Origin of the sequence: Neorhizobium sp. BETTINA12A (assembly GCF_023006485.1) — a bacterium.
GTDB lineage: Bacteria > Pseudomonadota > Alphaproteobacteria > Rhizobiales > Rhizobiaceae > Neorhizobium.
The window spans coordinates 1-22,013 of sequence record NZ_JALBGW010000079.1 but is presented as its reverse complement, the minus strand read 5'-3'; the positions used below and the strand labels follow the sequence as shown (position 1 = coordinate 22,013).

Here is a 22,013-nt window from a genome sequence, read left to right as displayed (position 1 = left end):
GGCCGCGGGCGGCCTCACCCCATTCGACGTTCACGACGGCGGGCTCGATGGCATCGGCGTCGCAGTTGCAGGCGGCGGCGACGCGGCGCGTCAGCGTGCCGAATTCCATGGTTTTCAGGAAGCCTACCAGTTTTGGGCCGTCCTGCGGCTCCAGCACCAGCGCGTCGAGATCCAGGTCCAAGGGCACGTCGAGCCGAAGCGAGACGAGCCGGCGCGAAAGGCGGGCGAGATCGGCATTGGCGACGATGTTTTCGCGGCGCTTCACTTGCTTGATTTCGCCGGCGCGGGCGATCAGCGTGTCGAGATCGCCGAATTCCTCGAGAAGCTGGGCTGCCGTCTTCGGGCCGATGCCCGGAATGCCCGGCACGTTGTCAACCGAATCGCCGACCATCGCCTGCAGGTCGATCATCTTCTCCGGCGGGACGCCCCATTTCTCGATGACGTCCGGAACGCCGATCTGCTTGTCCTTCATGCTGTCATACATATGGACGTTCGGCGTCACCAGCTGCATCAGGTCCTTGTCGGACGAGACGATCGTCACATCGGCGCCGGTGGCCTCCGCCTGGCGAGCGTAGGTGGCGATGATGTCGTCCGCCTCGAAACCTTCGGTCTCGATGCAGGGCAGATTGAATGCGCGTGTCGCCTGGCGGATCAGGCCGAATTGCGGGATCAGCTCTTCCGGCGGCGCCGAACGGTTCGCCTTGTAGGCGTCGTATAGGTCCTTGCGGAAGGTTCTGGCGGAATAGTCGAAAATGACGGCGAAATGGCTGGGCGTCACGCCGACCGAGGTGTCGCGCGCGTCGGTCAGCAGCTTCCACAACATGTTGCAGAAGCCGGAGACGGCGCCGACCGGCAGGCCGTCGGATTTGCGGGTGAGCGGCGGCAACGCGTGGAAGGCGCGGAAAATGAAGCCGGAACCGTCGATAAGGAAAAGATGATCGCCTTTTTTCATGGCGCAAGGAATAGCGTGAGGCATTTGATCCGTCCACGAAAACTTCGCTGCCGCGAAGCCTCCCGCCCTCACCGGAACGTTACCGATTTGTAATATGCTTTCTCTTGAAAAGCCCGTCGCGGTTCCACATTTCCTTGTTACCGGCGATTGATCACGCCGCAGTCTGGCAGCCGGCCTGTCCCCCGCCGCACCCAGACCGGACAAAGGCCTATCCCCCTCTCCGGGCCTTTGTCCCTCCATCAGAACCGCCACGGCTGTCCCCTCCCTGCCGTGGCGGTTTTTTATTGCCCTTTTGCAGGAAAGACTTGTCATTTTGCCCATCTTCGCACAGGCTTGGCGAAAGCATGGCGTGCGATATATCTGGTAGATAACGCTCGCAAACGGGCTCGTTCAGGGAGGGATGAAGACCAGCCATGGGATTCGACCGCTCGCATTCGGCGACATACCTGGCGGGCCAACTCGCCAAAGGCTTTGCGCGCTCCTTGCAGAAGCGGGCCATGGTGCTTGGCTTTTCTCCCGGGCAGTTTCCTGTCCTGCTCGAACTCTGGCAGGAAGACGGGCTCACACAGAAGCAGCTCCTCGACAAGCTGGAAGTCGAACAGGCAACACTCGCCAATACGCTCGCCCGCATGGAGCGCGATGGGCTGATCCAGCGCACCCCTCATCCGAACGACCGGCGGGCGCAGATCATCACCCTCACCCCGCTCGGCCGCGAGCTGGAAATCCAGGCCGTCGAAGCCGCTTCCGAGGCGGATGCAGCGCTTTTTTCAGGCTTCCGCCGCTTCGAGCGCGAACTGATGATCGAATATATGCGGATGATCGTCGAGAACGCCCGCAAGGTTTGACTGATGTAGCTTCCTTCGTCAGACCTCGCCGTTAGGGGCAACAGGCACTGGTTCCGGCTGACGGTGCGCAGCAGGAAACAGCCTTGCGGGTTTCCTCCGCCAGCCAGCGGTCGCGAGGTTTGCAGCTCGCCGGGCGGGCGGCCAGTTCCACATGCAATGCCCCGCCCTCTAGGACCGGCGTCGAAGCGCAGTAGAGCTGCATCGGCCGGATCCCGTCGCTGACTTCGAACGTCAATTTGGCGGTGCCCTCGATCTTCACGTGTTCGGAGAACTTACGGATGATCGCCGAAAACTTGCCCGCCGTCATATGGGTACGGTCGCCTTCCTCGATGTCCCAGAGCTGCACGAAAATTTCCGACCAGGTTTCGGGATTGGCACCACAGTCGAGCGCCGAGAACTGTCCCGCTTTGACCTCGGTGACATGGTAGCCCGGCTTTACCGGCCGGCCATCGTAGTGAAACACCAGCGGCTGATCGCTGACACCCGCCAATGTGTCGAGCAGGAAACCCAGGCTGATGTCGTCCTGCAGAACCGGCTTGTCTATCGCGTTCATTTCGGCTACTCCATATTTCAACTATTCAAGGATTGTTGAAATATGGATGAACGTCAAGCCCTCGCGTCATTCGGAGCACTCTCGCAGGATACCCGCCTGCAGATTGTCCGGATGCTGGTTGTTGCCGGACCCTCCGGCATGGCGGCCGGCACGATCGCCGAGCAATTGGATGTATCGCCATCGAACGTCTCCTTCCATCTCAAGGAGCTGGACCGGGCCGGGCTAATCTCCCAGCAGCGGGAATCCCGCTCGATTATCTATTCCGCCAATTACGAAGCGCTCGGCGGCCTTGTCCGCTTCCTGATGGAAGACTGCTGCGCCGGGCATCCGGAAATCTGCGCGCCAGCCGCCGAGGTGGCCGCCTGCTGTACCCCTGCACCCAAGGAGAACCTGCAATGACCGCCGATCGCGTTTACAATGTTCTTTTTCTCTGCACCGGAAATTCCGCCCGCTCGATCATCGCCGAAGCGATCCTCAATCGTCTCGGCGCGGGCAAATTCAGGGCCTATTCCGCTGGCTCCCAGCCGAAAGGCGACGTGCATCCCTATACGATCGACCTGTTGAAGGGCCTGAACTACCAGACCGAGTTTGCGCGCTCCAAGAACTGGGACGAGTTTGCCGTCGCAGGTGCACCGCAGATGGATTTCGTCTTCACCGTCTGCGACAACGCCGCCAGCGAAACGTGCCCGGTCTGGCCGGGCCAGCCGATGACGGCGCATTGGGGCGTACCGGATCCGGCCGCCGTCGAGGGTGAAGAAGCCGAACGGCGGTTCGCGTTCGCGGAAACATACCGCATGTTGAACAACCGTATTTCCATCTTCATCAGCTTGCCGATGACCACGCTCGATAAACTTGCGCTTCAGAAGCGTCTCGACGAGATCGGCCACAACTTCCCGAAGGCAGGTTAACCAGCATGTTCGACCTACGCCGCAGACTGACGGCCGAAGCCCTCGGCACCGCCATGCTGGTCGCCACCGTAGTCGGTTCCGGCATCATGGCCGACCGGCTCTCAGTGGACATGGCGGTTTCGCTGCTCGGTAATACCCTCCCGACCGGCGCGATTCTCGTTGTCCTGATCACCCTGCTAGGGCCGATTTCCGGAGCGCATTTCAATCCGGCGGTGACAATGGTGTTTGCCCTGAGACGCGAGATCGATATCCGTTCGGCGCTCTTCTATCTCGCCGCGCAATTCGCAGGTGGCATCGCGGGAACCATCCTGGCGCATGCGATGTTCGATCTGCCGCTGCTGCAGGTGTCCGCCACGATCCGGACAGGACCGGGCCAATGGCTCGCCGAGGTGGTCGCCACTTTCGGCCTCATCCTCACGATCCTCGCCGGGATCCGGTTCCGTTCCGAGGCTATTCCGTGGCTGGTCGGCCTCTATATCACCGCTGCCTACTGGTTCACCGCCTCGACCTCGTTTGCCAATCCCGCCGTCGCGCTGGCGCGATCGCTCACCGATACCTTTGCCGGAATCCGGCCGGGCGATCTTGCCGGCTTCATCCTGGCCGAGATCGTCGGCGCCCTCGTGGCCCTGCTGCTGGCCGGCTGGCTGCTGGCGGAGACAAAACCCCTCACCCAACCGCTCGCACACATGAAGGGCGCAGAATGACCATCGACGTCACCATCTATCACAATCCGGATTGCGGCACCTCGCGCAACACGCTGGCCATGATCCGCAATGCCGGCATCGAGCCGACCGTGATCGAATATCTGAAAACACCGCCGACGCGCGACCAGCTCGTCCAGATGATCGCGGATGCGGGTCTCACCGTGCGAGAGGCGATCCGCGAAAAGGGCACGCCCTACGCGGAGCTCGGTCTCGACGATCCGGTCCTTTCCGACGATCAATTGCTGGACGCGATGCTGAAGGATCCGATCCTGATCAACCGCCCGTTCGTCATCACGCCGCTCGGCACGCGTCTGGCGCGACCGTCGGAGGCCGCGCTGGATATTCTGCCGGATACCCACCAGGGTCCGTTCGCCAAGGAAGACGGCGAACAGGTGCTCGATGCTGAAGGTAAACGCATTGTCTGAACGCATGCCCGTTGCCGCCGTCGTGGCGCTGGGCGTCACGCAGATCATCGGGTATGGCACCCTTTATTACAGTTTCAGCATCCTTGCGCCCGATATGGCGGCGCATTTCTCGTGGTCCAGCGAATGGATCTTCGGGGCGCTTTCAGTCGCGCTTCTGATCGGCGGGCTCAGCGCTCCATGGCTCGGCGCGCTGTTCGACCGGATCGGCGCCGGTCGCGTCATGACCGTCGGTTCTGCCGCGGCCGCGGCCGCATTGGTCGTCTGCGCTCTGGCGCCCGGCAAGGCCACCTTTGTCGCGGCGCTGATTGCGATCGAGGTGGCTGCCAATCTCGTGCAATATGGCGCCGCCTTCGCCCTTCTGGTGCAGCTTCGGCCACAAGTCGCGCAACGCAGCATCACCTATCTCACCCTGATCGCTGGATTCGCCTCGACGATCTTCTGGCCGATCACCGCAGCGCTGCATGCCTATCTCTCCTGGCAGCACGTCTATCTCGTCTTTGCGGCGCTCAATCTGCTGGTCTGCTTGCCGCTGCATGCCTGGCTGTCTCATGGAGCCGCGCGACGAAAGACGGCGTCTTCTGCCCTCCCCACCCGGACCGAGGGCATTTTGACGTCCGACCTGCGGTTCATCGGCTTTACGCTGATGGTCGCCGGATTTTCGCTGCAGTCGCTGGTGAGTTCCGCCGTGCTCGTCCATATGGTGCCGCTGCTCTCCGGCCTTGGTCTCGGCACGAGTGCTGCGCTGGTCGGCACATTGTTCGGCCCTTCCCAAGTTCTTAGCCGGCTCATCAACATGACGTTCGGCCAAAACCTGCAGCCCCTTCGCCTCGCGCTGATTGCGGCGGCGCTGCTGCCGGCCGGCGTTGTCGTTCTTGTCCTCACGGCGCCATCGGTACCCGGAGCGATGCTGTTTGCGGTCATCTTCGGCATGGGTAACGGACTTTTGAGCATCGTGACGGGTACCCTTCCGCTGACGCTGTTCGGCAGTGACGGCTACGGCAAACTGCAGGGCAAGATGATGTCGGCCCGGTTGATCGTCTCGGCGATTGCCCCCTTCGTCCTGGCGCTTTCCATGCAGCGGCTGGGTTTTATCTGGTCGCTTTCGATCACGGCGGCGCTTGGCGCTCTTGCCGTCCTCGCCTTCCGCGCCATCGATGGGCTCGTCCGGAACGGAACGCGCTTCGGCTAGGATGCCCATCCCGCGTGCCATGGACGTCTTTGCCATTGTCTCTTCCACCCCGGACTTGCTAACAAGGTCGGGCATCCGAAACGATGGGCCGCTTCTCGCCTCCTGGGCTCAAGGGTCTCGCACTTCAAAGACAGGATTCCCCATGACCGATCTTTCCTCCGTCCTCGACCGCGCCGACCGCAATCTTCCCGAAAGCCTCGAGCGCCTGTTCGGCCTCGTCCGCATCAAGTCGATTTCCACCGACCCCGCCTTCAAGCCGGATTGCCGCAAGGCTGCCGAGTGGCTGGTGGCCGAACTCAAGGATCTCGGCTTCGAGGCGTCGGTTCGTGATACGACCGGCCATCCGATGGTTGTCGGCCATCATCCGGGCGCCAGCGCCGACGCGCCGCATGTGCTGTTTTATGGCCATTACGACGTCCAGCCGATCGATCCGATCGAACTCTGGGAGGATGATCCCTTCGATCCCAAGGTCAAGGAACTCGGTCCCGGCCGCAAAGTGGTGACGGGCCGCGGCGTTGCCGACGACAAGGGCCAGTTGATGACCTTCGTCGAAGCCTGCCGCGCCTATAAGGATGTGCATGGCTCGCTGCCGGTGCGTGTCACCATCCTCTTCGAAGGCGAGGAAGAATCCGGCTCGCCGTCGCTCAAACCCTTCCTCGATGCCAATGCTGCCGAGTTGAAGGCTGATTATGCGCTGGTCTGCGATACCGGCATGTGGGACGCCGATACGCCGGCGATCACCGCGTCGCTGCGCGGCCTGGTGGGCGAGGAAATCATCGTCACCGCCGCCAATCGCGACCTGCATTCCGGCATGTATGGAGGTGCAGCCGCAAACCCGATCCAGATTCTGTCGAAGATCCTCGCCGGACTGCATGACGATACCGGCCGCGTGACGCTCGAAGGCTTTTATGACGGCATCGAGGAGACCCCGTCCAACATCAAGGCGGCCTGGGAAAGCCTTGTCGCCGGACGCGACGATTTCCTCGGCGAGGTGGGGCTGTCGGAACTGGCCGGCGAGAAGGGCCGATCGCTGCTCGAACTCATCTGGGCACGGCCGACCTGCGAATTCAACGGCATCAGCGGCGGTTACGAAGGCCAGGGCTTCAAGACGGTCATCGCCTCGAAGGCATCGGCCAAGGTCTCCTGCCGTCTCGTCGGCGGCCAGGACCCGGAGAAGATCCGCGAAAGTTTTCGCGCCTATGTGCGCTCGAAAATCCCTGCCGATTGCTCGGTGGAATTCCTGAAGCATGGCGGCTCGCCGGCGATCCAGCTCGGCTACGACTCGCCGGTGCTCACCAAGGCGAAGACCGCGCTTTCCGAAGAGTGGCCTAAGCCGGCACTGCTCGTCGGGGTCGGCGGCTCTATCCCGATCGTCGGCGATTTCCAGAAGACGCTCGGCATGGAATCGCTGCTGGTCGGCTTCGGCCTCAGCGACGACCGTATCCACTCGCCGAACGAGAAATACGACCTGCGCTCCTTCCACAAGGGCATCCGCTCCTGGGCACGGATCATCGCGGCGCTGGCTGGCTGAACTTGATGCTTAAAACTGAAAAGGCTCGACGCGTCTTCGCGTCGAGCCCTAAAAAACAAAAAGGCCGGGGCAAGCCCGACCTTTCCACTCCCATTCACCGGTGCCAGTACATCCGTGGTCACTCTAAATGGGACAAGCATTTCCGACGCGGCCGCTTTCGACCTTTCCAGATCACCACGGCTCTAGCGGTCATCGTCTCTCGGTGAGGTAAACATTCCGTTAACGCGGATATGGAAACTGCCTCAAGACGGCACGGTCGCCCGTATTTGCCGTAACACACATGGTCGCTGAAGCTCTTTGGAGCCCGACCATGCGGGTGCGTCGGAAACGCTATTGTACCCTAAATGGGAGCTGGGATTTCCGTTTACAAGGGGCTTCAATTTAGAATTATTCTAGATAATAAAACCTAGCTTCCCAAAAGCAGAAAGGCCGGACGAGCCGGCCTTTCGCAATCTTAAAGACCTGAAGTCTTCAGCAGATCATGCGCCCTGGAGGCGGTCTGCGGAAACCTTGCCCGAACGCTTGTCGCTGACGAGTTCGTAGGAGATCTTCTGACCATCCTTGAGCTGGCCGAGGCCGGCGCGCTCAACGGCAGAGATGTGAACGAATACGTCCTGCGAACCGTCGTCAGGCTGAATGAAGCCGTAGCCCTTGGTTGCGTTGAACCACTTTACAGTACCGGTAGCCATAACGATGCCTTTCCCTTGCAAATATGACCGACTATTCCACGCTCGAGCGCTTGGAACGTTGAAGTTTCGTATTTGAAGAGAGATCGTCGCAAACGCCGTGAGGCGCATAGTGCTGGCTATCAAACAAATATCGATGGCGAACCAAATAGGGTCTTCGCGCAAAAAGGTCAAGATCGGGAAAATTCAGGCTTGCCTTAAAAAGCGAAATCGCCAGCGATTTCAAGGCATATAAAACAGAAAACCCGGCGCGGGAGGAGGTGCGCCGGGTTTCTGAAACTGACCAACAACTGGGAGGAGGAGGTGTTGTCGGTCCCATCAAGGGCGCTGGGAGGAGGAGTGCGCCCGTCGATGAATTGAACATACAGGATCGAAGCTCAAAAAACAGTCACGATATCGCACTGCAGCATTGCAACTCTCGCATAGCTTCATTGTTTTCTTGCGGCGGGCGTGATCCTGCGCCAATTTTGCGGACATGAGCCTCGAATCCGTCCGCGCCTTCTTCGCCGCCAACGCCCCCGACATCCACGTCATCATTACCGAGGAAAGCTCGGCGACCGTACCGCTTGCCGCTGCCACCCACGGCGTGGCGCCCGAACAGATCGCCAAGACGATCTGCGTGCGCGCCGGCGAAACTACCGCGCTGGTGGTCATGTCAGGAACCAGCCGTCTGGACAATCGCAAATTCCGAGATCGGTTCGGCGCAAAGCCGCGCATGCTCGGCGGCGACGACGTCGTGGCGATCACCGGGCATCCTGTCGGCGGCGTATGCCCGTTCGGCCTGCCTTCGCCGATGCCGATCTACTGCGACGTATCGCTTTTAAAATTTCCGGAAGTCGTGCCCGCGGCCGGCGCCGTCAATGCCGCGGTGCGTATCAGCCCCGACCGGATGGCGGACCTGACCGCAGCGATCTGGGTCGATGTCGGTCAGGATCCGGTACCAGATGGCGGCGTCGCCTAAAGGCGGCCGCTCAGATAGCGGTCATACCAGGCATGTTTGCTGTCGGCAGAAGCGGTGGCCACCACATAGCCGATCGCAAAACCGATGGCACCGATCAGGGTGAACAGTGTCGTGGTGGCGGCAGGGTGTTCGCGGATGGTGCCGGCAACCGAGCTTGCTTCATTCTGGACGTAGTGCGCAGCGTTGCCGGCACGCTCGGCGACCCTGCCATAGGCAGCGCCGGTCTTTTCGGCGAGCATCTCGCGCAGATTGGCGATCTCGGAACGAAGCGTCGCAATCTCGGTCCTGACGTCTTCGCTGGGCTCGTAGTCGAAAGAGGGCGTATCCGGCCTCGCGGGTGTATTCAGGTTTCTGGCGGACTCTGCCATTACCGGCCTCCTTGAGTTGTTCGAGAGACCGTTCAACTGTTGAAGGACTGATAGGTTCCTCGTTTAGGCGAGGAGCTATCGGCTTTTCGCCAGCGCCTCGGCGAGCGCCGAGAGCTTTTGCTTGTCATCCGAGCCTTTTTGAAGCGAGTTCACGAGGATCAGCGCGAGCGCCTCCGCATCGGGGCTCGCCTTGTCGATCTGGTGTTCGGCACAAGCCTGGTCAAAGACCTGCTGCAGCAGGCTGAGCTGCTCGGGATTGACCGGATTTCGAACCATCTGTGTAGGCATATAACCCTCCCGATCATACGGTGCCCGACCGGCGGACCACTCCCCTCGCCCCATTCAGCAATGGCGGCCGGAGAAAATTACCAGCGGCCTTTTATTGCGACAGTCTTGCGCCGGCCTTGTCAGCGCCCGGGGAAAAAGGTCTGCAAGCCACAGGAGAGGGGATTTTGAGCCTTGGCTAATAAATTGACAATAACAATAATAGAGGGGTGCAATATAAGGGTGGACCCGTACGGGTTACTACCTATACGGGTCCGTCGCGAGCGTCCGCGGGCTGGGCAGAGGGTTCGGCCCGGTTATGCCATGCCGGCCGGATCGCCGGTCGGCAGGAGTGCGGGATCAAGCGTCGGATCCTGCGGGTTCTTGCTGTCGCCGGGATCCTGCGCCGGCGTCAATGGCGGCTTTTCCTGGGTGCGATCGGGAACTCCGCCCGCCGGCGTCGGCCCGCGCGGCTGAGGGCTCGGAGTCGGGATAGGGTCTCGATTGGGCATGATGGTCTCCTTTCTTGTCAGGAAACCAACGACTGAGGCCCGCCACTGTTCCAGGAGCGGATAGGATTCTGAGGAAAACCTCACTCACCTCTGGCGATACCAGCGCCGGTCGCGGGACGCGGACGACATGCCGAGCATGTAGCCGACCGCCAAGCCGAGCAGGCCGACGACGGCAATTGCCGAACCGGTAGCCGCCGGATGATCGACGGCATGAGCGCCGACCATACCCGCCTCGTCCTTGACACGATGAACAGCAGATTTCGTACGAACGCTAACGCCTGCCTCTTCGGCGACGTCGCCTGTAAAGCCGGCAGCGAGAGGTTTTTTAGCCATCAGAGTCTCCTTTTCGGAAACAACACCAAGCGGAACGCGAGGTTCCGTTGCTCGATTTATCCGAGAGGGCGGGGCTCTATCTGAAGCAAAATGAAAACCCGCACCGGCGGGAAGCCGGCGCGGGCAAAACGATTATTCGGTGGCTTTAGCCTGTCCTTCGGACTGCTTCAGCACGGCAGCTTCCTCGCGCGGATCCATTTTCGGAGCCGCAATGCTTGCCGTGGTGACTTCCTTGTCCACCTTGGCGGAAGCCGTGACGTTGTGGCCGGCGCATTCCGCAAGAGCTGCGGTTGACGACAGGCCGAGCACGGCGGCGATGACGAGAATTGTCTTCATGCCATTCTCCTTTCGCTGTGGTTGCGGGCGTAAAATAACCCGCAGAGTCATAAACCCGAAATCACGAATTCGCGTTTCGGGTCGTCTCAAACTGCCGGCTTTTCGCCGTCCGCCGCGATTACATCAGCTTCGAAAGGGTTTCGCGATTGACGAAAATATCAGTCTTTCCGGCTTCATAAGCGGGGTGGCTGAACTCCACCATTCCCCTTTCAGGCATTTCAAGCGCCTGCTTGACGGTGACCAGCCCGACCGGGACACGCTGGTCGCCATTCCGGACGACTGCCTCGACGACTTTCTGCATATCCTCCCCTCCTCCAAGGTGGAATCCGTCGTAACGCGGATCTTGCCTCCTTGTTCCATCAGGAATCGGATTTTTTTAAGGTTGGATGCGGTATTGGGGGGCTTTTGTAACATAGGCCAACGCCCGGCCATCCAGGGCGTTGCGGCTTTTCAATGAAGGTCCAGCGGCAGCTGGATGCCCTTGGGAATATTCGGGCGTCGCTGGTTGGCGATCTGTATCTTCTGGAATGTCTCGCGCCGGCGTTGCGCTTCAGCCTCGCGCAGAGCCCTAGAGGCCGCGACTGCAGCCATTGCGCGTTCGATCACCTGTTCGGTTCTGCTCATCAGTACCTCCACATGTTCTCTGTTTGTTCTCATAAATAGCGATGGAAGTCAAGCGGTTCAAGATCACCCGGATAAACACGCCCTTTACCCCTCCTTAAATCGCCGCATTTAAAGTCCAGCCAAGGCTTGGGCGATCAGACATCGAGTAACAGCCTGTTTTGACAGGCGTGTAACGGGGGTATGCCAGCTCACCATGGCAGCCAGAGGCAAATCAGACAAACGCGTTGAACCATCCTTCGAAGGTTCGCGGCCGAGCGGCGATTTACGTCTCGACGCGGACGAGCGGATCGTGGGCAACGGCCGGCCTGGCAGACGTCCATCGAAAGCCGAAAGCGAAGATCGCGACGAGCGTTCCGAGCGCCCGGAACGTGTCCGTCCATCCCGCAACAGGAAGGTTCCACCGCGTCGCGAAGGCGGCGGGTTCTTCGCGCCGCTCAGGAGGCTCGTCTACTGGTGCTTCGTACTCGGCATCTGGGCCGGCATCGCCGTCGGCGGGCTGGTGCTTTATTACGGTGCCAGAATGCCGGCCGCCAGCACCTGGGCTATCCCGGATCGGCCGCCGAACATGAAGATCACCGCCGTCGACGGCTCGGTCGTCGCCAATCGCGGCTCGACCGGCGGCGAGGCCCTGGCGCTGGAGGAAATGTCGCCCTACCTGCCGCAGGCGGTGATCGCCATCGAGGACCGGCGCTTCTATTCGCATTTCGGCGTCGATCCGCTCGGCCTGGCTCGCGCCTTCGTCAACAACCTGACCGGCCAGCCGATCCAGGGTGGCTCAACGATTACCCAGCAGCTCGCCAAGAACCTGTTCCTGTCGCCGGACCGCACGTTCGAACGCAAGATCCAGGAGGTGCTCCTGTCCTTCTGGCTGGAGCACAAGTTCACCAAGGACCAGATCCTCGCCATGTACCTGAACCGGGTGTTCTTCGGTTCGAACGCCTATGGCGTGGAGGCCGCCTCGCGGCGGTATTTCAACAAGTCCGCCCGCGACGTGAACCTCGGCGAAGCGGCAACGCTTGCCGGCCTGCTCAAGGCTCCGTCCCGCCTGTCGCCGGCCCGAGACCCGAAGGCTGCGGAAACCCGCGCCCAGGTCGTGCTCGGCACGATGCGCGAAGAGGGCTATGTCACCGACAGCGACCTCAAGACCGCCATGTCGCAACCGCCAGCCAAAGCGAAGAGCTACTGGACCGGCGCCCAGCATTATGCCGCCGATATGGTCGTCGACGAGGTGAAGAGCCTGATCGGCGAGCCGAAGGTCGACGTGACCATCGAAACGACGCTCGACATGCGCCTCGAAGCCGCCGCCGAAAAATCGCTGAACGATGTTCTGAAGAAGGAAGGCGGCAAGCTCAACGCCTCGCAAGCGGCCCTTGTTACGGTCGATGCGACCGGCGCGATCCGGGCGCTGGTCGGCGGCCGCGATTATGCGACAAGCCAGTTCAACCGCGCCGTCAAGGCGAAACGCCAGCCGGGTTCGGCTTTCAAACCCTTCGTCTATGCAGCGGCACTCGAAGCCGGCGCCCGGCCGGATTCGATGGTCAACGATGCGCCGGTCAAGATCGGCAACTGGTCGCCGGAGAATTTCGACGAGAAATACCGAGGTCCCGTAACGCTCGCCTCAGCCTTCGCGCAGTCGCTCAATACGGTCGCCGCGCAGCTCGTCATGCAGGTCGGCCCGGACAAGGTGGTGAGCCTCGCCCACCGGCTCGGCATCGATTCCGACATCCAGGCCAATGCTTCGATCGCGCTCGGCACCTCGGAAGTCTCGCTGGTCGAGCTGACATCTGCCTACGCGTCCTTCATGAACGGCGGTTACAAGGCAACGCCGCATATCGTCAAGCGCATCACCGATCCGGACGGCAAGGTGCTTTACGAGGCCGATTATGCCAACCCGCCGCGCGTGCTCAGCGAGCCGGTGGCGGCGACGATGAACGGCATGATGAACCGCGTCATCAACGAGGGCACCGGCAAGGCGGCCAGGATCGACGGCTGGCAGGCAGCCGGCAAGTCGGGCACCACCCAGTCGTTCCGCGACGCACTGTTCGTCGGTTATACCAGCATCATGACGACCGGCATCTGGTTCGGCAACGACGACGGCGCCTTCATGAAAAAGGTGACCGGCGGCGGGCTTCCGGCAAAAGCCTGGAAGGAATATATGACGTCGGCGATGAAGGGTTATACGCCGACGCCGCTGTTCGGCACCGGCCGCGGCCTCGATCTGCCCCCTGCCGCAGTCCAGCCGGATTCGCCGTCGACGACGATCGGCGATATCATTTCCGGCATCCTGCCCGGCGGGCGCCGGACCCAGGACGAACTCCCCGCCGATTATCCGCCGGCGCCGCGCCCTCCCGCCCAGGATTCCGCCTCGATCGAACGGGAACCGGCCCGCGTGCGGCCCGTCTATGGCGACAATCAGGGGTATGACAACAGGGACAACAGACAGATCTACGACAATCGGCCGGTCTATGGCGACCGCGGTCGTCATAGCGACGTGATACCGCCTGGCGATGTTCCGGCCCGTGACTATCGCCAGTATCGCGGCCCTTATGATTCGCCCACTCCGGTGCCCCCGGGAGCGATCGGCGGCGGCCCCGTTCCGCCCGGCGACGTGGGCGTTGCGGGCTCCAGAGGGCAGCCCCGGCAGACCACGCTTTTCGACCTGATCATGGGGCAGTGAAGCGTATTCACAGTATTGCTCGGCAAACTGTTCTTTTTGCTAGGATCCGGGCGATTTCTCGCCTTGCAGTCCTAAAAACCCGTCCTTATATACGCCGCATGACCGCAGCCGATGCTGCGTACCATCCCAGTCGAGGAACTGTCAGTGGAATGCCTTTGAGGGGTTCCGATGGTTCGCTTAAAGGAGAGAGAAGAAAATGGCAAAAGTAATTGGCATCGACCTCGGTACCACCAACTCCTGCGTCGCCATCATGGACGGCAAAGATGCGAAGGTGATCGAGAACGCCGAAGGCGCGCGTACCACGCCCTCCATGGTCGCATTTTCCGATGACGGCGAACGCCTCGTCGGCCAGCCGGCCAAGCGCCAGGCAGTGACCAACCCCACCAATACCCTCTTCGCCGTGAAGCGCCTTATCGGCCGCCGCTACGAAGATCCGACGGTTGAAAAAGACAAGGGCCTCGTCCCCTTCGATATCGTCAAGGGCGACAATGGCGACGCCTGGGTCAAGGCCCAGGGCAAGAACTATTCCCCCGCACAGGTTTCTGCGATGATCCTTCAGAAGATGAAGGAAACCGCCGAATCCTACCTCGGTGAAAAGGTCGAAAAGGCCGTCATCACTGTACCGGCCTACTTCAACGACGCGCAGCGCCAGGCAACCAAAGATGCCGGCCGCATTGCAGGTCTCGAAGTGCTGCGCATCATCAACGAGCCGACGGCAGCCGCTCTCGCCTATGGCCTCGACAAGAAGGACGGCAAGACGATCGCCGTCTACGATCTTGGCGGCGGCACGTTCGACATCTCGGTCCTAGAAATCGGCGATGGCGTCTTCGAAGTGAAGTCGACCAACGGCGACACCTTCCTCGGCGGTGAAGACTTCGACATGCGTCTCGTCGAATATCTTGCCAACGAGTTCAAGAAGGACCAGGGCATCGACCTGAAGAACGACAAGCTCGCCCTGCAGCGCCTCAAGGAAGCTGCCGAAAAGGCCAAGATCGAACTCTCGTCGTCGCAGCAGACCGAAATCAACCTGCCGTTCATCACCGCCGATGCTTCCGGTCCGAAGCATCTGACGCTGAAGCTGACCCGTGCCAAGTTCGAAAGTCTGGTCGACGATCTGGTCCAGCGCACCATCGCGCCGTGCAAGGCAGCCCTCAAGGATGCCGGCGTCACCGCAGCCGAAATCGATGAAGTGGTTCTCGTCGGCGGCATGAGCCGCATGCCGAAGGTTCAGGAAGTCGTCAAGCAGCTGTTCGGCAAGGAGCCGCACAAGGGCGTCAACCCGGATGAAGTCGTCGCTCTCGGCGCCGCCATCCAGGCCGGCGTTCTGCAGGGCGACGTCAAGGACGTTCTGCTGCTCGACGTGACCCCGCTGTCGCTTGGCATCGAAACGCTCGGTGGCGTCTTCACCCGCCTGATCGACCGCAACACGACGATCCCGACCAAGAAGAGCCAGACCTTCTCGACCGCCGAAGACAACCAGCAGGCCGTGACTATCCGCGTATCGCAGGGCGAACGCGAAATGGCCCAGGACAACAAGCTGCTCGGCCAGTTCGACCTTGTCGGCCTGCCGCCGTCACCGCGCGGCATGCCGCAGATCGAAGTCACGTTCGACATCGACGCCAACGGCATCGTCCAGGTTTCGGCCAAAGACAAGGGCACCGGCAAGGAACAGCAGATCCGCATCCAGGCTTCCGGCGGTCTCTCCGACGCCGAGATCGAAAAGATGGTCAAGGACGCCGAGGCCAATGCCGAAGCCGACAAGAAGCGCCGTGCCGGCGTCGAGGCCAAGAACCAGGCCGAAAGCCTCGTCCATTCCAGCGAAAAGTCGCTGAAGGAATATGGCGACAAGGTTTCCGAGACGGACCGCAAGGCGATCGAAGATGCGATCGCTTCGCTGAAGGCTGCCGTCGAAGCTCCGGAACCGGATGCCGATGACATCCAGGCGAAGACGCAGATCCTGATGGACGTATCCATGAAGCTTGGTCAGGCCATTTATGAGGCCCAGCAGGCCGAAGGCGGCGAAGGCTCCACGGGCGGCAAGGACGATATCGTCGATGCCGACTACGAGGAAGTCAAGGACGACAAGAAGTCCGCTTGATCCGCCGGTTGCCTGATGGCCAGACCTCGACCATAGTTGACTAGAGTATCCGGCTGCCTTCGTGCAGCCGGAATCCTTTCCGGAGCCGGTTACCTCCATGGCAAAAGCAGACTTTTACGAAACGCTGGGTGTCGGCAAGACCGCCGACGAGAAGGAGCTCAAAAGCGCCTTCCGCAAGCTCGCGATGAAATATCATCCCGACAAGAATCCGGGCGACGCAGAAGCCGAAAAGAAGTTCAAGGAACTCGGCGAGGCCTACGAGACCTTGAAGGATCCCCAGAAGCGTGCGGCCTACGACCGCTTCGGCCATGCCGCCTTCGAACACGGCGGAATGGGCGGCGGTGGCGGTGGCTTCTCGGGCGCGGGCGCCGGTGGCTTCTCCGATATCTTCGAAGACATTTTTGGCGAAATGATGGGCGGCGGACGCGCCCGCCGGTCCTCTGGCGGTCGCGAACGCGGCGCCGATCTTCGCTACAATATGGAAATCACGCTGGAAGAAGCGTTTGCCGGCAAGACGGCGCAGATCCGGGTTCCGACCTCGATCACCTGCGACGTCTGTTCCGGCTCCGGCGCCAAGCCCGGCACGCAGCCGAAGACCTGCGGCACCTGCCAGGGTTCCGGTCGTGTGCGCGCAAGCCAGGGTTTCTTCTCGGTCGAGCGCACCTGCCCGACCTGCCACGGCCGCGGCCAGACGATTACCGATCCCTGCTCCAAGTGCCACGGCCAGGGCCGCGTCACCGAAGAGCGGTCGCTGTCGGTCAACATCCCGGCCGGCATCGAAGACGGCACCCGCATCCGCCTGCAGGGCGAAGGCGAAGCCGGTACGCGCGGCGGGCCTGCGGGAGACCTCTACATCTTCCTGTCAGTGAAACCGCACCAGTTCTTCCAGCGCGACGGCGCCGACCTTTATTGCGCCGTGCCGATCTCGATGACGACGGCCGCTCTCGGCGGCACGTTCGACGTCGCGACGCTCGACGGAACCAAATCCCGTGTGACGGTGCCGGAAGGCACCCAGCCGGGCAAGCAGTTCCGCCTGAAGGGCAAGGGCATGCCGGTGCTGCGATCCAGCCAGACGGGCGATCTCTACATCCAGATCCAGATCGAGACGCCGCAGAAGCTCACCAAGCGGCAGCGCGAACTGCTGCAGGAATTCGAGGAACTGTCCTCGAAGGAGAACAATCCGGAATCGACGGGCTTCTTCGCCCGGATGAAGGAGTTCTTCGAGAACTGAGCTTCTGGAACCCAATTTTGAAGCCGCCCGCAACAGACCGTTGCGGGCGGCTTTTTCGTTGAGCGTCTAGAACGTATCACGGACGCCGCTGCGTGGATCGTTCAGCAACAACCACATCCGAAACGGCTGGACCTTCGTCGACGTGGTTCCGAGGGTCTCCTATTTCGGACCAGCAACTGACGCCCTTCCAGCTTATTTTGTCGGCGAAGGCATGCGGGCCACGAACCAGCCGAAATATCTCTGGATTGCCGGCGAGACGACAAATACGATCGACAGCACCATGATCGGCGCGATCAGGATCGTTCGATGCCACACGGCCCAACCTTCTGTGAGTGGCGCGAGGATATAGAGAAGTACGGTGATCAACGGATAGATGGCGAGGATCATTACGAGGGCGAGACGCCCCTTCGAAAGGTTGACGCGAGCGGGTACGGTCTGCAATTGCGCCTCCATGGCTTGATTTCTGCTATCGGAACTGAGGGTTAAAGTTGCTGTGGTCACTATGAGCTCCATAGAAACGGTCCGTTTCCATGGAGCTCATATAACGAAACGATCCGTTTCGTTCAAGTAGGACTCTTGTGATGTCGAATAAAATTTTGCTTGGGGGGTCCGCATGACTGGGAAAAAGGCTGCGGACGCCCGCCGCACCTCGATCGGCGCCCAGCGCAATCCCGCCAGCCAGGACGCCATTCTCCAGGCTGCGGAGGAAATCCTTGTCGAGGGCGGGCTCGGATCGTTTTCGATCGAGGCCGTCGCCCGGCGAGCCCATGCGGGCAAACCGACGATTTATCGGTGGTGGCCGACGCGTACGATCCTGCTTCTGGACGTCTACCATCGCCAGAAATTCGTCGATATCGCACCCGATACCGGGGCGATCGAGACGGATATCTTCCAACTCCTGAGCGACTTGCTCGAGTTCTGGAATACCGGCCATGGAGGCGCGGTTTTCCGCTCCGTCATCGCCGAGGCCCAGACCGACCCGGCGGCCAGCAAGGCGCTCGCGGCCTACATGGCCGAGCGATACCAGCAGGGCGGCGAGATATTCCGCCGGGCAAAGGCCCGAAACGAAGTGGCCGATTGGGTCGTACCCGAGCTTGCCATGGAGATCATAACAAGTTTCGTGTGGAAACGGCTGCTCACCGACCGGCTGGAGATTGCACCTGAGCAGCTGCGCCTGGTGGTTCGGCACCTCGTGCACGGCTTAAAGGCACAGTAGGTCTCCGGAACATCCGCCCGCCCGTGTCCAATCGGCCGAGGAAATATGTCGCGCTCAGGCGACGCAAGCCCCGCGCCGCCTGAGCGGCAACCGGGCGGTCAATAATGCGGCGGTCTGGTGATGGCCGGCGCGTCCAGCGAGGATTCCTCCAGCGAGAGGAACCGCTCGGTCAGCCGGTCGAGCTTGGCGCGCGTCTGTTCCATCACCTTCCACTGCTCGGCGAGCTGGTCGGACAATTCCTCGATCACCTTGGCCTGATGGGCGGCAAGCTCCTCGAGCTTGACCAGCCTTTCCTCGTCACTCACCTGTCGTGTCCTTTGCTGCATTCTGACCGGCTTTCCAGACCCGCACCTTGTCCGGCATGCCGTCATGGTCCCCGAGCGGGCGTCGAGGGGCGTCGTCCCACCAATCCGAACGGATCGCCTTCAGTTCGAGATTCTTCGGATAGAACAGCCGGTTTTCGTCCTTGTTGGCCTCCCCGATCACCAGAAGGCGCACTTCCGCATCCGTGTTGTTGATGAAGGTATGAGCAATCCCAGTGCCGGCCGGGAAACCGACCGAGTCGCCCGGTTTCAGCGGATAGACCTCGCCATCCAGCCAGACCTCCGGATTGCCTTCGATCACGTAGATGAATTCTTCCTCGAGTTCCTCCGCATGCGGAAAGGAGGTGCGGCGGCCGGGTGGCAGGCGATGATGGTGAATGCCGAGCCGCGTGAGGCCGAACTGCCGGGCGAGCGCGGCGCCGAAGCCCATCAGCTCGTCATCACCGCGATAGTGTTTCTCCTGGGGCTTTTCTACCTCGCTCCAGTGGGTAATGCAGGAAGGGCGGTCCTGGTCGGTCATGTGCTGCTCCTCTCAAAGCGGAGCTACACTAGCCGACCGGAACCACCCGGTCCATGTTTCAGACCGAAGATCAGGCCCGCAGGCGCGGACGCTCGGTGCGGGTTTCGCGCACCGCACGGGTCTTGAAGCGACCGAGCAACGACGCCAGCCGGCTGCTGATGCCGACCAGGCTCTGGGTCGAGGCATTGGTCTCTTCCATCAGCGCCGCGTTCTGCTGGGTGATCTGGTCCATGCTGCGGATCGCGGAATTGATCTCCTCGATGCCGGAAGCCTGTTCCTGAGCCGAGCGGGCGATCGACGAGATATGTTCGTCGATCGATTTCACGCGCCCGCCGATGCCGACCAGAGCCTGGCCGGTCTTGTTGACGAGCTCGACGCCACGATGGACGTCCGTCGAAGACTGGTCGATCAGTTCCTTGATTTCCTTGGCGGCAGCGGCAGAGCGCTGCGCCAGTTCGCGGACTTCCTGGGCGACGACGGCGAAACCCTTGCCTTGCTCCCCAGCGCGGGCCGCTTCCACGCCTGCATTCAGCGCCAGAAGATTGGTCTGGAAGGCAATCTCGTCGATGGCGCCGATGATCTGGGTCATCTTCTGCGAGGACTGCTCGATGTCGCCCATCGCGGCAATCGCCTCCTCGACCACCTTGCCGGAACGAACCGTCTCGGAAGCGGATTCGCGCACGATTTCCTGCACTTCGCGGGTCCGCTGTGCGGCCTGGCCGGAAATCGTGGTGATCTCTTCGAGTGCTGCCGCCGTCTGTTCGATCGCCGAAGCCTGCTGCTCGGTGCGCTTGGCCATGTTTTCGGAAGCCGACGAAATGCCGCCAGCTTCGGCGCGCACTTGTTCGACCGAGCTGCTGATCTCGCGCATTGCCGTGTCGAGTTCGGAAATCGAGGAATTGTAGTTCTGCTGCAGCTTGGCGAAGCTCGGCGCCAGTTCCTGCCAGAGTTCGGATGTCAGGTCGCCGCCGGAAAGGCTCGTCAGTGCCGCTTCGAGCGCCGCAAGGGCTGCATCCTGCTCGACCTTGGCCTTTTCCTGTTTGGCTTCGACCTCTCTGCGCTCGTCACCCAGCACCTCGAGATAGACCGAGATGGCGTAATCCATGTCCAGCAGGGCCGCTTTGACGACCGAGGAGAGATGTTCGGAAAGCATCTTCGCCTTTTTCTCCTGGAAGAACCCGGATAGCTCGCGGCTCACAACGGCGCGAATGACACCGTCGAGAATCAGCGCGTAGCCGCCGATATACCAGCGCGGTTCGAGACCAAGCCGGGCATGGGTGCGTCCGATCGTGGAAACCGCGTCCACATAATTGTCATCGTATTTGCCGGATGCGATCGCATCCCAATGGGTGGCCTGGCGGCTCTTGGCCTGGGCGATATGGCTGTCGCTGGAGAAGAATTTCGCCGTCTGCGGATTGCCCTTGACCTTGCGGTAGAAGGCATCCAGCGCACCGCCGATCGCGTCCTTGATGGCCGGCCGGATCTCGGCCAGAGACCGGCGCTGCTCTTGGCCAAGGCCGATGAAGTCAAGGCGCTCGGCGAGATCGGCTTTGTGGTTCTGGTCTTTCATGGGAGGTCTCCGGAGTTAAAAGGATCCACGCGGCCATCCGGACATAAGATGCGTATGCGTGCTCAGGCATCTCTAGGAGCCAAGCTTTAACGGGCTGTTAGCCATACCCCCTAGTTTTTGGGTAATCATAAATTGGTGTTGCATTGGAGAGGTTTCGGTGTCGACGGCAAGGCGCGAAATTCTCGTCGGGACAATCTTTTGGCGGGGGTGGCACGGATCGGGATTCGCCTTTTCAATCAATGCGATCCTTCGATTATGAGCAACCGGAGGGGTTGCAAGGCTGAGCGGCGGCGCCCAGCACAAGGCCAGTTGCAAAGCCTCACCGAAGCAAGCTCTTGCCATCCGGGCCTTGAGCCCTTAGCTCCTGTTTCACGAAACCTTAAGATTCCCGATGGCGCAGAAAACTTCCCTCTCCCGGCTGAAGCTTACCGATTTCCGCAATTATGCGGAAGCGGCGCTGTCGCTCGACGGGCGGCATGTGGTGCTGACCGGCGAAAACGGCGCGGGCAAGACCAATCTCCTGGAAGCCGTCTCCTTCCTGTCACCCGGCCGCGGACTGCGCCGCGCCGTGCTGTCCGACGTGACGCGCGTCGGCGCCGCCGCCGGGTTCACCATCTTTGCGGATGTCGACGGCATGGACGGCGAGGTCTCGATCGGTACCGGCATCGAGCCGGGCGAAGGCGAAAACGTCACCCGCAAGCTCAGGATCAACGGCACGCCGGCCAGATCGACCGAGGAGCTTACCGACCACCTCAGCGTCCTGTGGCTGACGCCGGCGATGGACGGCCTTTTCACCGGCGCATCCTCAGACCGCCGCCGTTTCCTTGATCGCCTCGTCCTGTCGCTCGATCCCGCCCATGGCCGGCGGGCGAGCGATTTCGAGCGCGCCATGCGCAGCCGCAATAAGCTGCTGTCGGAAGGCCGCTTCGACCCTTCCTGGCTGTCTGCCATCGAGGCGCAGATGGCCGGGCTCGGCATCGCCATGGCCGCCGCCAGGCAGGAGATGCTCGGGCTTTTGAGGACCCTATCTGGCAATTCCGGCGAGACGCCGTTCCCCACCCCCGTTCTGACACTCGAAGGCTTCATGGACGGTGCTATGGACCGCCCGTCAGCCGATCTCGAGGAAGACTATCTCGACATGCTGCGCAACGGCCGCGGCCGCGATGCCGCCGCCGGCCGCACGCTCG

The 22,013-nt window shown here is 61.4% G+C and carries 27 protein-coding genes; 13 read left to right on the top strand and 14 right to left on the bottom strand.

Annotation, left to right across the window (positions count from 1 at the left end):
* Positions 1-952 (bottom strand): 5'-3' exonuclease H3TH domain-containing protein (locus MOV61_RS18505; protein ID WP_309493820.1); only part of this gene is annotated, 952 nt, incomplete at its 3' end.
* Positions 953-1,365: 413 nt separating this feature from the next.
* Between MOV61_RS18505 and MOV61_RS18500 the strand changes: the two genes are divergently transcribed.
* Complete coding sequence (locus MOV61_RS18500; protein WP_038548012.1) at positions 1,366-1,797, top strand: MarR family winged helix-turn-helix transcriptional regulator; 432 nt, start codon at positions 1,366-1,368, stop codon at positions 1,795-1,797.
* A 31-nt stretch (positions 1,798-1,828) separates the two neighbouring features.
* On the opposite strand, the gene MOV61_RS18495 is transcribed toward MOV61_RS18500, so the two are convergent.
* Positions 1,829-2,350: a DUF6428 family protein gene (locus tag MOV61_RS18495; RefSeq protein WP_247137622.1), complete on the bottom strand. Its 522-nt coding sequence runs from the start codon at positions 2,348-2,350 to the stop codon at positions 1,829-1,831.
* 42 nt (positions 2,351-2,392) lie between these two features.
* Between MOV61_RS18495 and MOV61_RS18490 the strand changes: the two genes are divergently transcribed.
* From MOV61_RS18490 to MOV61_RS18465, 6 genes are all read left to right on the top strand, one after another.
* Positions 2,393-2,749: a helix-turn-helix transcriptional regulator gene (locus tag MOV61_RS18490; protein WP_247137621.1), complete on the top strand. Its 357-nt coding sequence runs from the start codon at positions 2,393-2,395 to the stop codon at positions 2,747-2,749.
* Positions 2,746-3,258 carry an arsenate reductase ArsC gene (locus MOV61_RS18485; protein ID WP_247137620.1) on the top strand — a complete coding sequence of 171 codons (513 nt, stop codon included), beginning with the start codon at positions 2,746-2,748 and terminating at the stop codon, positions 3,256-3,258. The genes MOV61_RS18490 and MOV61_RS18485 overlap by 4 nt, the downstream gene beginning before the upstream one ends.
* Before the next feature lie 5 nt (positions 3,259-3,263).
* On the top strand, positions 3,264-3,962 hold the full coding sequence (locus tag MOV61_RS18480; protein ID WP_247137619.1) for an MIP/aquaporin family protein: 699 nt from the start codon (positions 3,264-3,266) through the stop codon (positions 3,960-3,962).
* On the top strand, positions 3,959-4,387 hold the full coding sequence (gene arsC / locus MOV61_RS18475) for an arsenate reductase (glutaredoxin) (protein WP_247137618.1): 429 nt from the start codon (positions 3,959-3,961) through the stop codon (positions 4,385-4,387). The genes MOV61_RS18480 and arsC overlap by 4 nt, the downstream gene beginning before the upstream one ends.
* On the top strand, positions 4,362-5,576 hold the full coding sequence (arsK, locus tag MOV61_RS18470; RefSeq protein WP_247137617.1) for an arsenite efflux MFS transporter ArsK: 1,215 nt from the start codon (positions 4,362-4,364) through the stop codon (positions 5,574-5,576). Before arsC ends, arsK begins: the two co-directional genes overlap by 26 nt.
* A gap of 142 nt (positions 5,577-5,718) precedes the next feature.
* On the top strand, positions 5,719-7,107 hold the full coding sequence (locus MOV61_RS18465) for a M20/M25/M40 family metallo-hydrolase (RefSeq protein ID WP_247137616.1): 1,389 nt from the start codon (positions 5,719-5,721) through the stop codon (positions 7,105-7,107).
* A 479-nt stretch (positions 7,108-7,586) separates the two neighbouring features.
* Here MOV61_RS18465 and MOV61_RS18460 read toward each other — a convergent pair whose 3' ends face one another.
* Positions 7,587-7,796 (bottom strand): cold-shock protein, encoded by a 210-nt coding sequence (locus tag MOV61_RS18460; RefSeq protein ID WP_007754264.1) that lies wholly within the window; start codon positions 7,794-7,796, stop codon positions 7,587-7,589.
* Positions 7,797-8,268: 472 nt separating this feature from the next.
* Here MOV61_RS18460 and MOV61_RS18455 point away from each other — a divergent pair, with 472 nt between their 5' ends.
* Positions 8,269-8,754, top strand: coding sequence for a YbaK/EbsC family protein (locus MOV61_RS18455; RefSeq protein WP_247137615.1), 486 nt, complete (start codon positions 8,269-8,271; stop codon positions 8,752-8,754).
* On the opposite strand, the gene MOV61_RS18450 is transcribed toward MOV61_RS18455, so the two are convergent.
* The 7 genes from MOV61_RS18450 to MOV61_RS18420 form a co-directional block, all read right to left on the bottom strand.
* Entirely contained in the window at positions 8,751-9,122 is a 372-nt protein-coding gene (locus MOV61_RS18450) for a hypothetical protein (protein WP_038547989.1), read from the bottom strand. The two genes, MOV61_RS18455 and MOV61_RS18450, sit on opposite strands and share 4 nt — an antisense overlap.
* Positions 9,123-9,197: 75 nt before the next feature.
* Positions 9,198-9,410, bottom strand: coding sequence for a hypothetical protein (locus MOV61_RS18445; RefSeq protein ID WP_151045704.1), 213 nt, complete (start codon positions 9,408-9,410; stop codon positions 9,198-9,200).
* A gap of 293 nt (positions 9,411-9,703) precedes the next feature.
* The gene (locus MOV61_RS18440; RefSeq protein WP_038549933.1) at positions 9,704-9,898 is read right to left on the bottom strand and encodes a hypothetical protein; all 195 of its coding nucleotides are present in this window, start codon (positions 9,896-9,898) and stop codon (positions 9,704-9,706) included.
* Positions 9,899-9,982: 84 nt separating this feature from the next.
* Positions 9,983-10,231 carry a hypothetical protein gene (locus tag MOV61_RS18435; protein WP_247037499.1) on the bottom strand — a complete coding sequence of 83 codons (249 nt, stop codon included), beginning with the start codon at positions 10,229-10,231 and terminating at the stop codon, positions 9,983-9,985.
* A 132-nt stretch (positions 10,232-10,363) separates the two neighbouring features.
* A complete protein-coding gene (locus MOV61_RS18430; RefSeq protein ID WP_038547984.1) occupies positions 10,364-10,567 on the bottom strand; it encodes a hypothetical protein in 204 nt (67 codons plus the stop codon).
* Between the two features lie 118 nt (positions 10,568-10,685).
* On the bottom strand, positions 10,686-10,868 hold the full coding sequence (locus MOV61_RS18425) for a hypothetical protein (protein WP_038547982.1): 183 nt from the start codon (positions 10,866-10,868) through the stop codon (positions 10,686-10,688).
* Positions 10,869-11,017: 149 nt separating this feature from the next.
* Positions 11,018-11,191 (bottom strand): hypothetical protein, encoded by a 174-nt coding sequence (locus MOV61_RS18420; protein ID WP_173426763.1) that lies wholly within the window; start codon positions 11,189-11,191, stop codon positions 11,018-11,020.
* 193 nt (positions 11,192-11,384) lie between these two features.
* Here MOV61_RS18420 and MOV61_RS18415 point away from each other — a divergent pair, with 193 nt between their 5' ends.
* The 3 genes from MOV61_RS18415 to dnaJ all read left to right on the top strand — a co-directional run bounded on the left by MOV61_RS18415 (position 11,385) and on the right by dnaJ (position 17,197).
* Complete coding sequence (locus MOV61_RS18415; RefSeq protein ID WP_247137614.1) at positions 11,385-13,868, top strand: transglycosylase domain-containing protein; 2,484 nt, start codon at positions 11,385-11,387, stop codon at positions 13,866-13,868.
* A gap of 196 nt (positions 13,869-14,064) precedes the next feature.
* Positions 14,065-15,966 (top strand): molecular chaperone DnaK, encoded by a 1,902-nt coding sequence (dnaK, locus tag MOV61_RS18410; protein ID WP_038547978.1) that lies wholly within the window; start codon positions 14,065-14,067, stop codon positions 15,964-15,966.
* Positions 15,967-16,063: 97 nt separating this feature from the next.
* Positions 16,064-17,197 carry a molecular chaperone DnaJ gene (gene dnaJ / locus MOV61_RS18405; RefSeq protein ID WP_038547976.1) on the top strand — a complete coding sequence of 378 codons (1,134 nt, stop codon included), beginning with the start codon at positions 16,064-16,066 and terminating at the stop codon, positions 17,195-17,197.
* 192 nt (positions 17,198-17,389) lie between these two features.
* On the opposite strand, the gene MOV61_RS18400 is transcribed toward dnaJ, so the two are convergent.
* Positions 17,390-17,638 (bottom strand): hypothetical protein, encoded by a 249-nt coding sequence (locus MOV61_RS18400; RefSeq protein ID WP_247137613.1) that lies wholly within the window; start codon positions 17,636-17,638, stop codon positions 17,390-17,392.
* A gap of 172 nt (positions 17,639-17,810) precedes the next feature.
* Between MOV61_RS18400 and MOV61_RS18395 the strand changes: the two genes are divergently transcribed.
* Positions 17,811-18,413: a TetR/AcrR family transcriptional regulator gene (locus MOV61_RS18395; RefSeq protein WP_247137612.1), complete on the top strand. Its 603-nt coding sequence runs from the start codon at positions 17,811-17,813 to the stop codon at positions 18,411-18,413.
* A 98-nt stretch (positions 18,414-18,511) separates the two neighbouring features.
* Here MOV61_RS18395 and MOV61_RS18390 read toward each other — a convergent pair whose 3' ends face one another.
* From MOV61_RS18390 to MOV61_RS18380, 3 genes are all read right to left on the bottom strand, one after another.
* Positions 18,512-18,739, bottom strand: coding sequence for a SlyX family protein (locus MOV61_RS18390; protein ID WP_247137611.1), 228 nt, complete (start codon positions 18,737-18,739; stop codon positions 18,512-18,514).
* Complete coding sequence (locus MOV61_RS18385; RefSeq protein WP_247137610.1) at positions 18,711-19,256, bottom strand: cupin domain-containing protein; 546 nt, start codon at positions 19,254-19,256, stop codon at positions 18,711-18,713. The genes MOV61_RS18390 and MOV61_RS18385 overlap by 29 nt, the downstream gene beginning before the upstream one ends.
* A gap of 70 nt (positions 19,257-19,326) precedes the next feature.
* A complete protein-coding gene (locus tag MOV61_RS18380; RefSeq protein WP_247037491.1) occupies positions 19,327-20,826 on the bottom strand; it encodes a globin-coupled sensor protein in 1,500 nt (499 codons plus the stop codon).
* Positions 20,827-21,217: 391 nt separating this feature from the next.
* On the opposite strand from MOV61_RS18380, the gene MOV61_RS18375 reads away from it, so the two are divergent.
* The coding region (locus tag MOV61_RS18375) for a DNA replication/repair protein RecF (RefSeq protein WP_247137609.1) at positions 21,218-22,013 on the top strand (796 nt) is incomplete at its 3' end.

What these genes read in the sequence shown, in the direction of transcription:
- arsK (WP_247137617.1), top strand. Translation starts at nt 4,362, where the DNA reads ATGCTGAAGGTAAACGCATTGTCTGAACGCATGCCCGTTGCCGCCGTC.
- MOV61_RS18435 (WP_247037499.1), bottom strand. Translation starts at nt 10,231, where the DNA reads ATGGCTAAAAAACCTCTCGCTGCCGGCTTTACAGGCGACGTCGCCGAA.
- MOV61_RS18385 (WP_247137610.1), bottom strand. Translation starts at nt 19,256, where the DNA reads ATGACCGACCAGGACCGCCCTTCCTGCATTACCCACTGGAGCGAGGTA.
- MOV61_RS18495 (WP_247137622.1), bottom strand. Translation starts at nt 2,350, where the DNA reads ATGAACGCGATAGACAAGCCGGTTCTGCAGGACGACATCAGCCTGGGT.
- arsC (WP_247137618.1), top strand. Translation starts at nt 3,959, where the DNA reads ATGACCATCGACGTCACCATCTATCACAATCCGGATTGCGGCACCTCG.
- MOV61_RS18465 (WP_247137616.1), top strand. Translation starts at nt 5,719, where the DNA reads ATGACCGATCTTTCCTCCGTCCTCGACCGCGCCGACCGCAATCTTCCC.
- dnaJ (WP_038547976.1), top strand. Translation starts at nt 16,064, where the DNA reads ATGGCAAAAGCAGACTTTTACGAAACGCTGGGTGTCGGCAAGACCGCC.
- MOV61_RS18390 (WP_247137611.1), bottom strand. Translation starts at nt 18,739, where the DNA reads ATGCAGCAAAGGACACGACAGGTGAGTGACGAGGAAAGGCTGGTCAAG.
- MOV61_RS18485 (WP_247137620.1), top strand. Translation starts at nt 2,746, where the DNA reads ATGACCGCCGATCGCGTTTACAATGTTCTTTTTCTCTGCACCGGAAAT.
- MOV61_RS18455 (WP_247137615.1), top strand. Translation starts at nt 8,269, where the DNA reads ATGAGCCTCGAATCCGTCCGCGCCTTCTTCGCCGCCAACGCCCCCGAC.
- dnaK (WP_038547978.1), top strand. Translation starts at nt 14,065, where the DNA reads ATGGCAAAAGTAATTGGCATCGACCTCGGTACCACCAACTCCTGCGTC.
- MOV61_RS18415 (WP_247137614.1), top strand. Translation starts at nt 11,385, where the DNA reads ATGGCAGCCAGAGGCAAATCAGACAAACGCGTTGAACCATCCTTCGAA.
- MOV61_RS18490 (WP_247137621.1), top strand. Translation starts at nt 2,393, where the DNA reads ATGGATGAACGTCAAGCCCTCGCGTCATTCGGAGCACTCTCGCAGGAT.
- MOV61_RS18445 (WP_151045704.1), bottom strand. Translation starts at nt 9,410, where the DNA reads ATGCCTACACAGATGGTTCGAAATCCGGTCAATCCCGAGCAGCTCAGC.
- MOV61_RS18420 (WP_173426763.1), bottom strand. Translation starts at nt 11,191, where the DNA reads ATGAGCAGAACCGAACAGGTGATCGAACGCGCAATGGCTGCAGTCGCG.
- MOV61_RS18440 (WP_038549933.1), bottom strand. Translation starts at nt 9,898, where the DNA reads ATGCCCAATCGAGACCCTATCCCGACTCCGAGCCCTCAGCCGCGCGGG.
- MOV61_RS18460 (WP_007754264.1), bottom strand. Translation starts at nt 7,796, where the DNA reads ATGGCTACCGGTACTGTAAAGTGGTTCAACGCAACCAAGGGCTACGGC.
- MOV61_RS18395 (WP_247137612.1), top strand. Translation starts at nt 17,811, where the DNA reads ATGACTGGGAAAAAGGCTGCGGACGCCCGCCGCACCTCGATCGGCGCC.
- MOV61_RS18430 (WP_038547984.1), bottom strand. Translation starts at nt 10,567, where the DNA reads ATGAAGACAATTCTCGTCATCGCCGCCGTGCTCGGCCTGTCGTCAACC.
- MOV61_RS18450 (WP_038547989.1), bottom strand. Translation starts at nt 9,122, where the DNA reads ATGGCAGAGTCCGCCAGAAACCTGAATACACCCGCGAGGCCGGATACG.
- MOV61_RS18425 (WP_038547982.1), bottom strand. Translation starts at nt 10,868, where the DNA reads ATGCAGAAAGTCGTCGAGGCAGTCGTCCGGAATGGCGACCAGCGTGTC.
- MOV61_RS18380 (WP_247037491.1), bottom strand. Translation starts at nt 20,826, where the DNA reads ATGAAAGACCAGAACCACAAAGCCGATCTCGCCGAGCGCCTTGACTTC.
- MOV61_RS18500 (WP_038548012.1), top strand. Translation starts at nt 1,366, where the DNA reads ATGGGATTCGACCGCTCGCATTCGGCGACATACCTGGCGGGCCAACTC.
- MOV61_RS18480 (WP_247137619.1), top strand. Translation starts at nt 3,264, where the DNA reads ATGTTCGACCTACGCCGCAGACTGACGGCCGAAGCCCTCGGCACCGCC.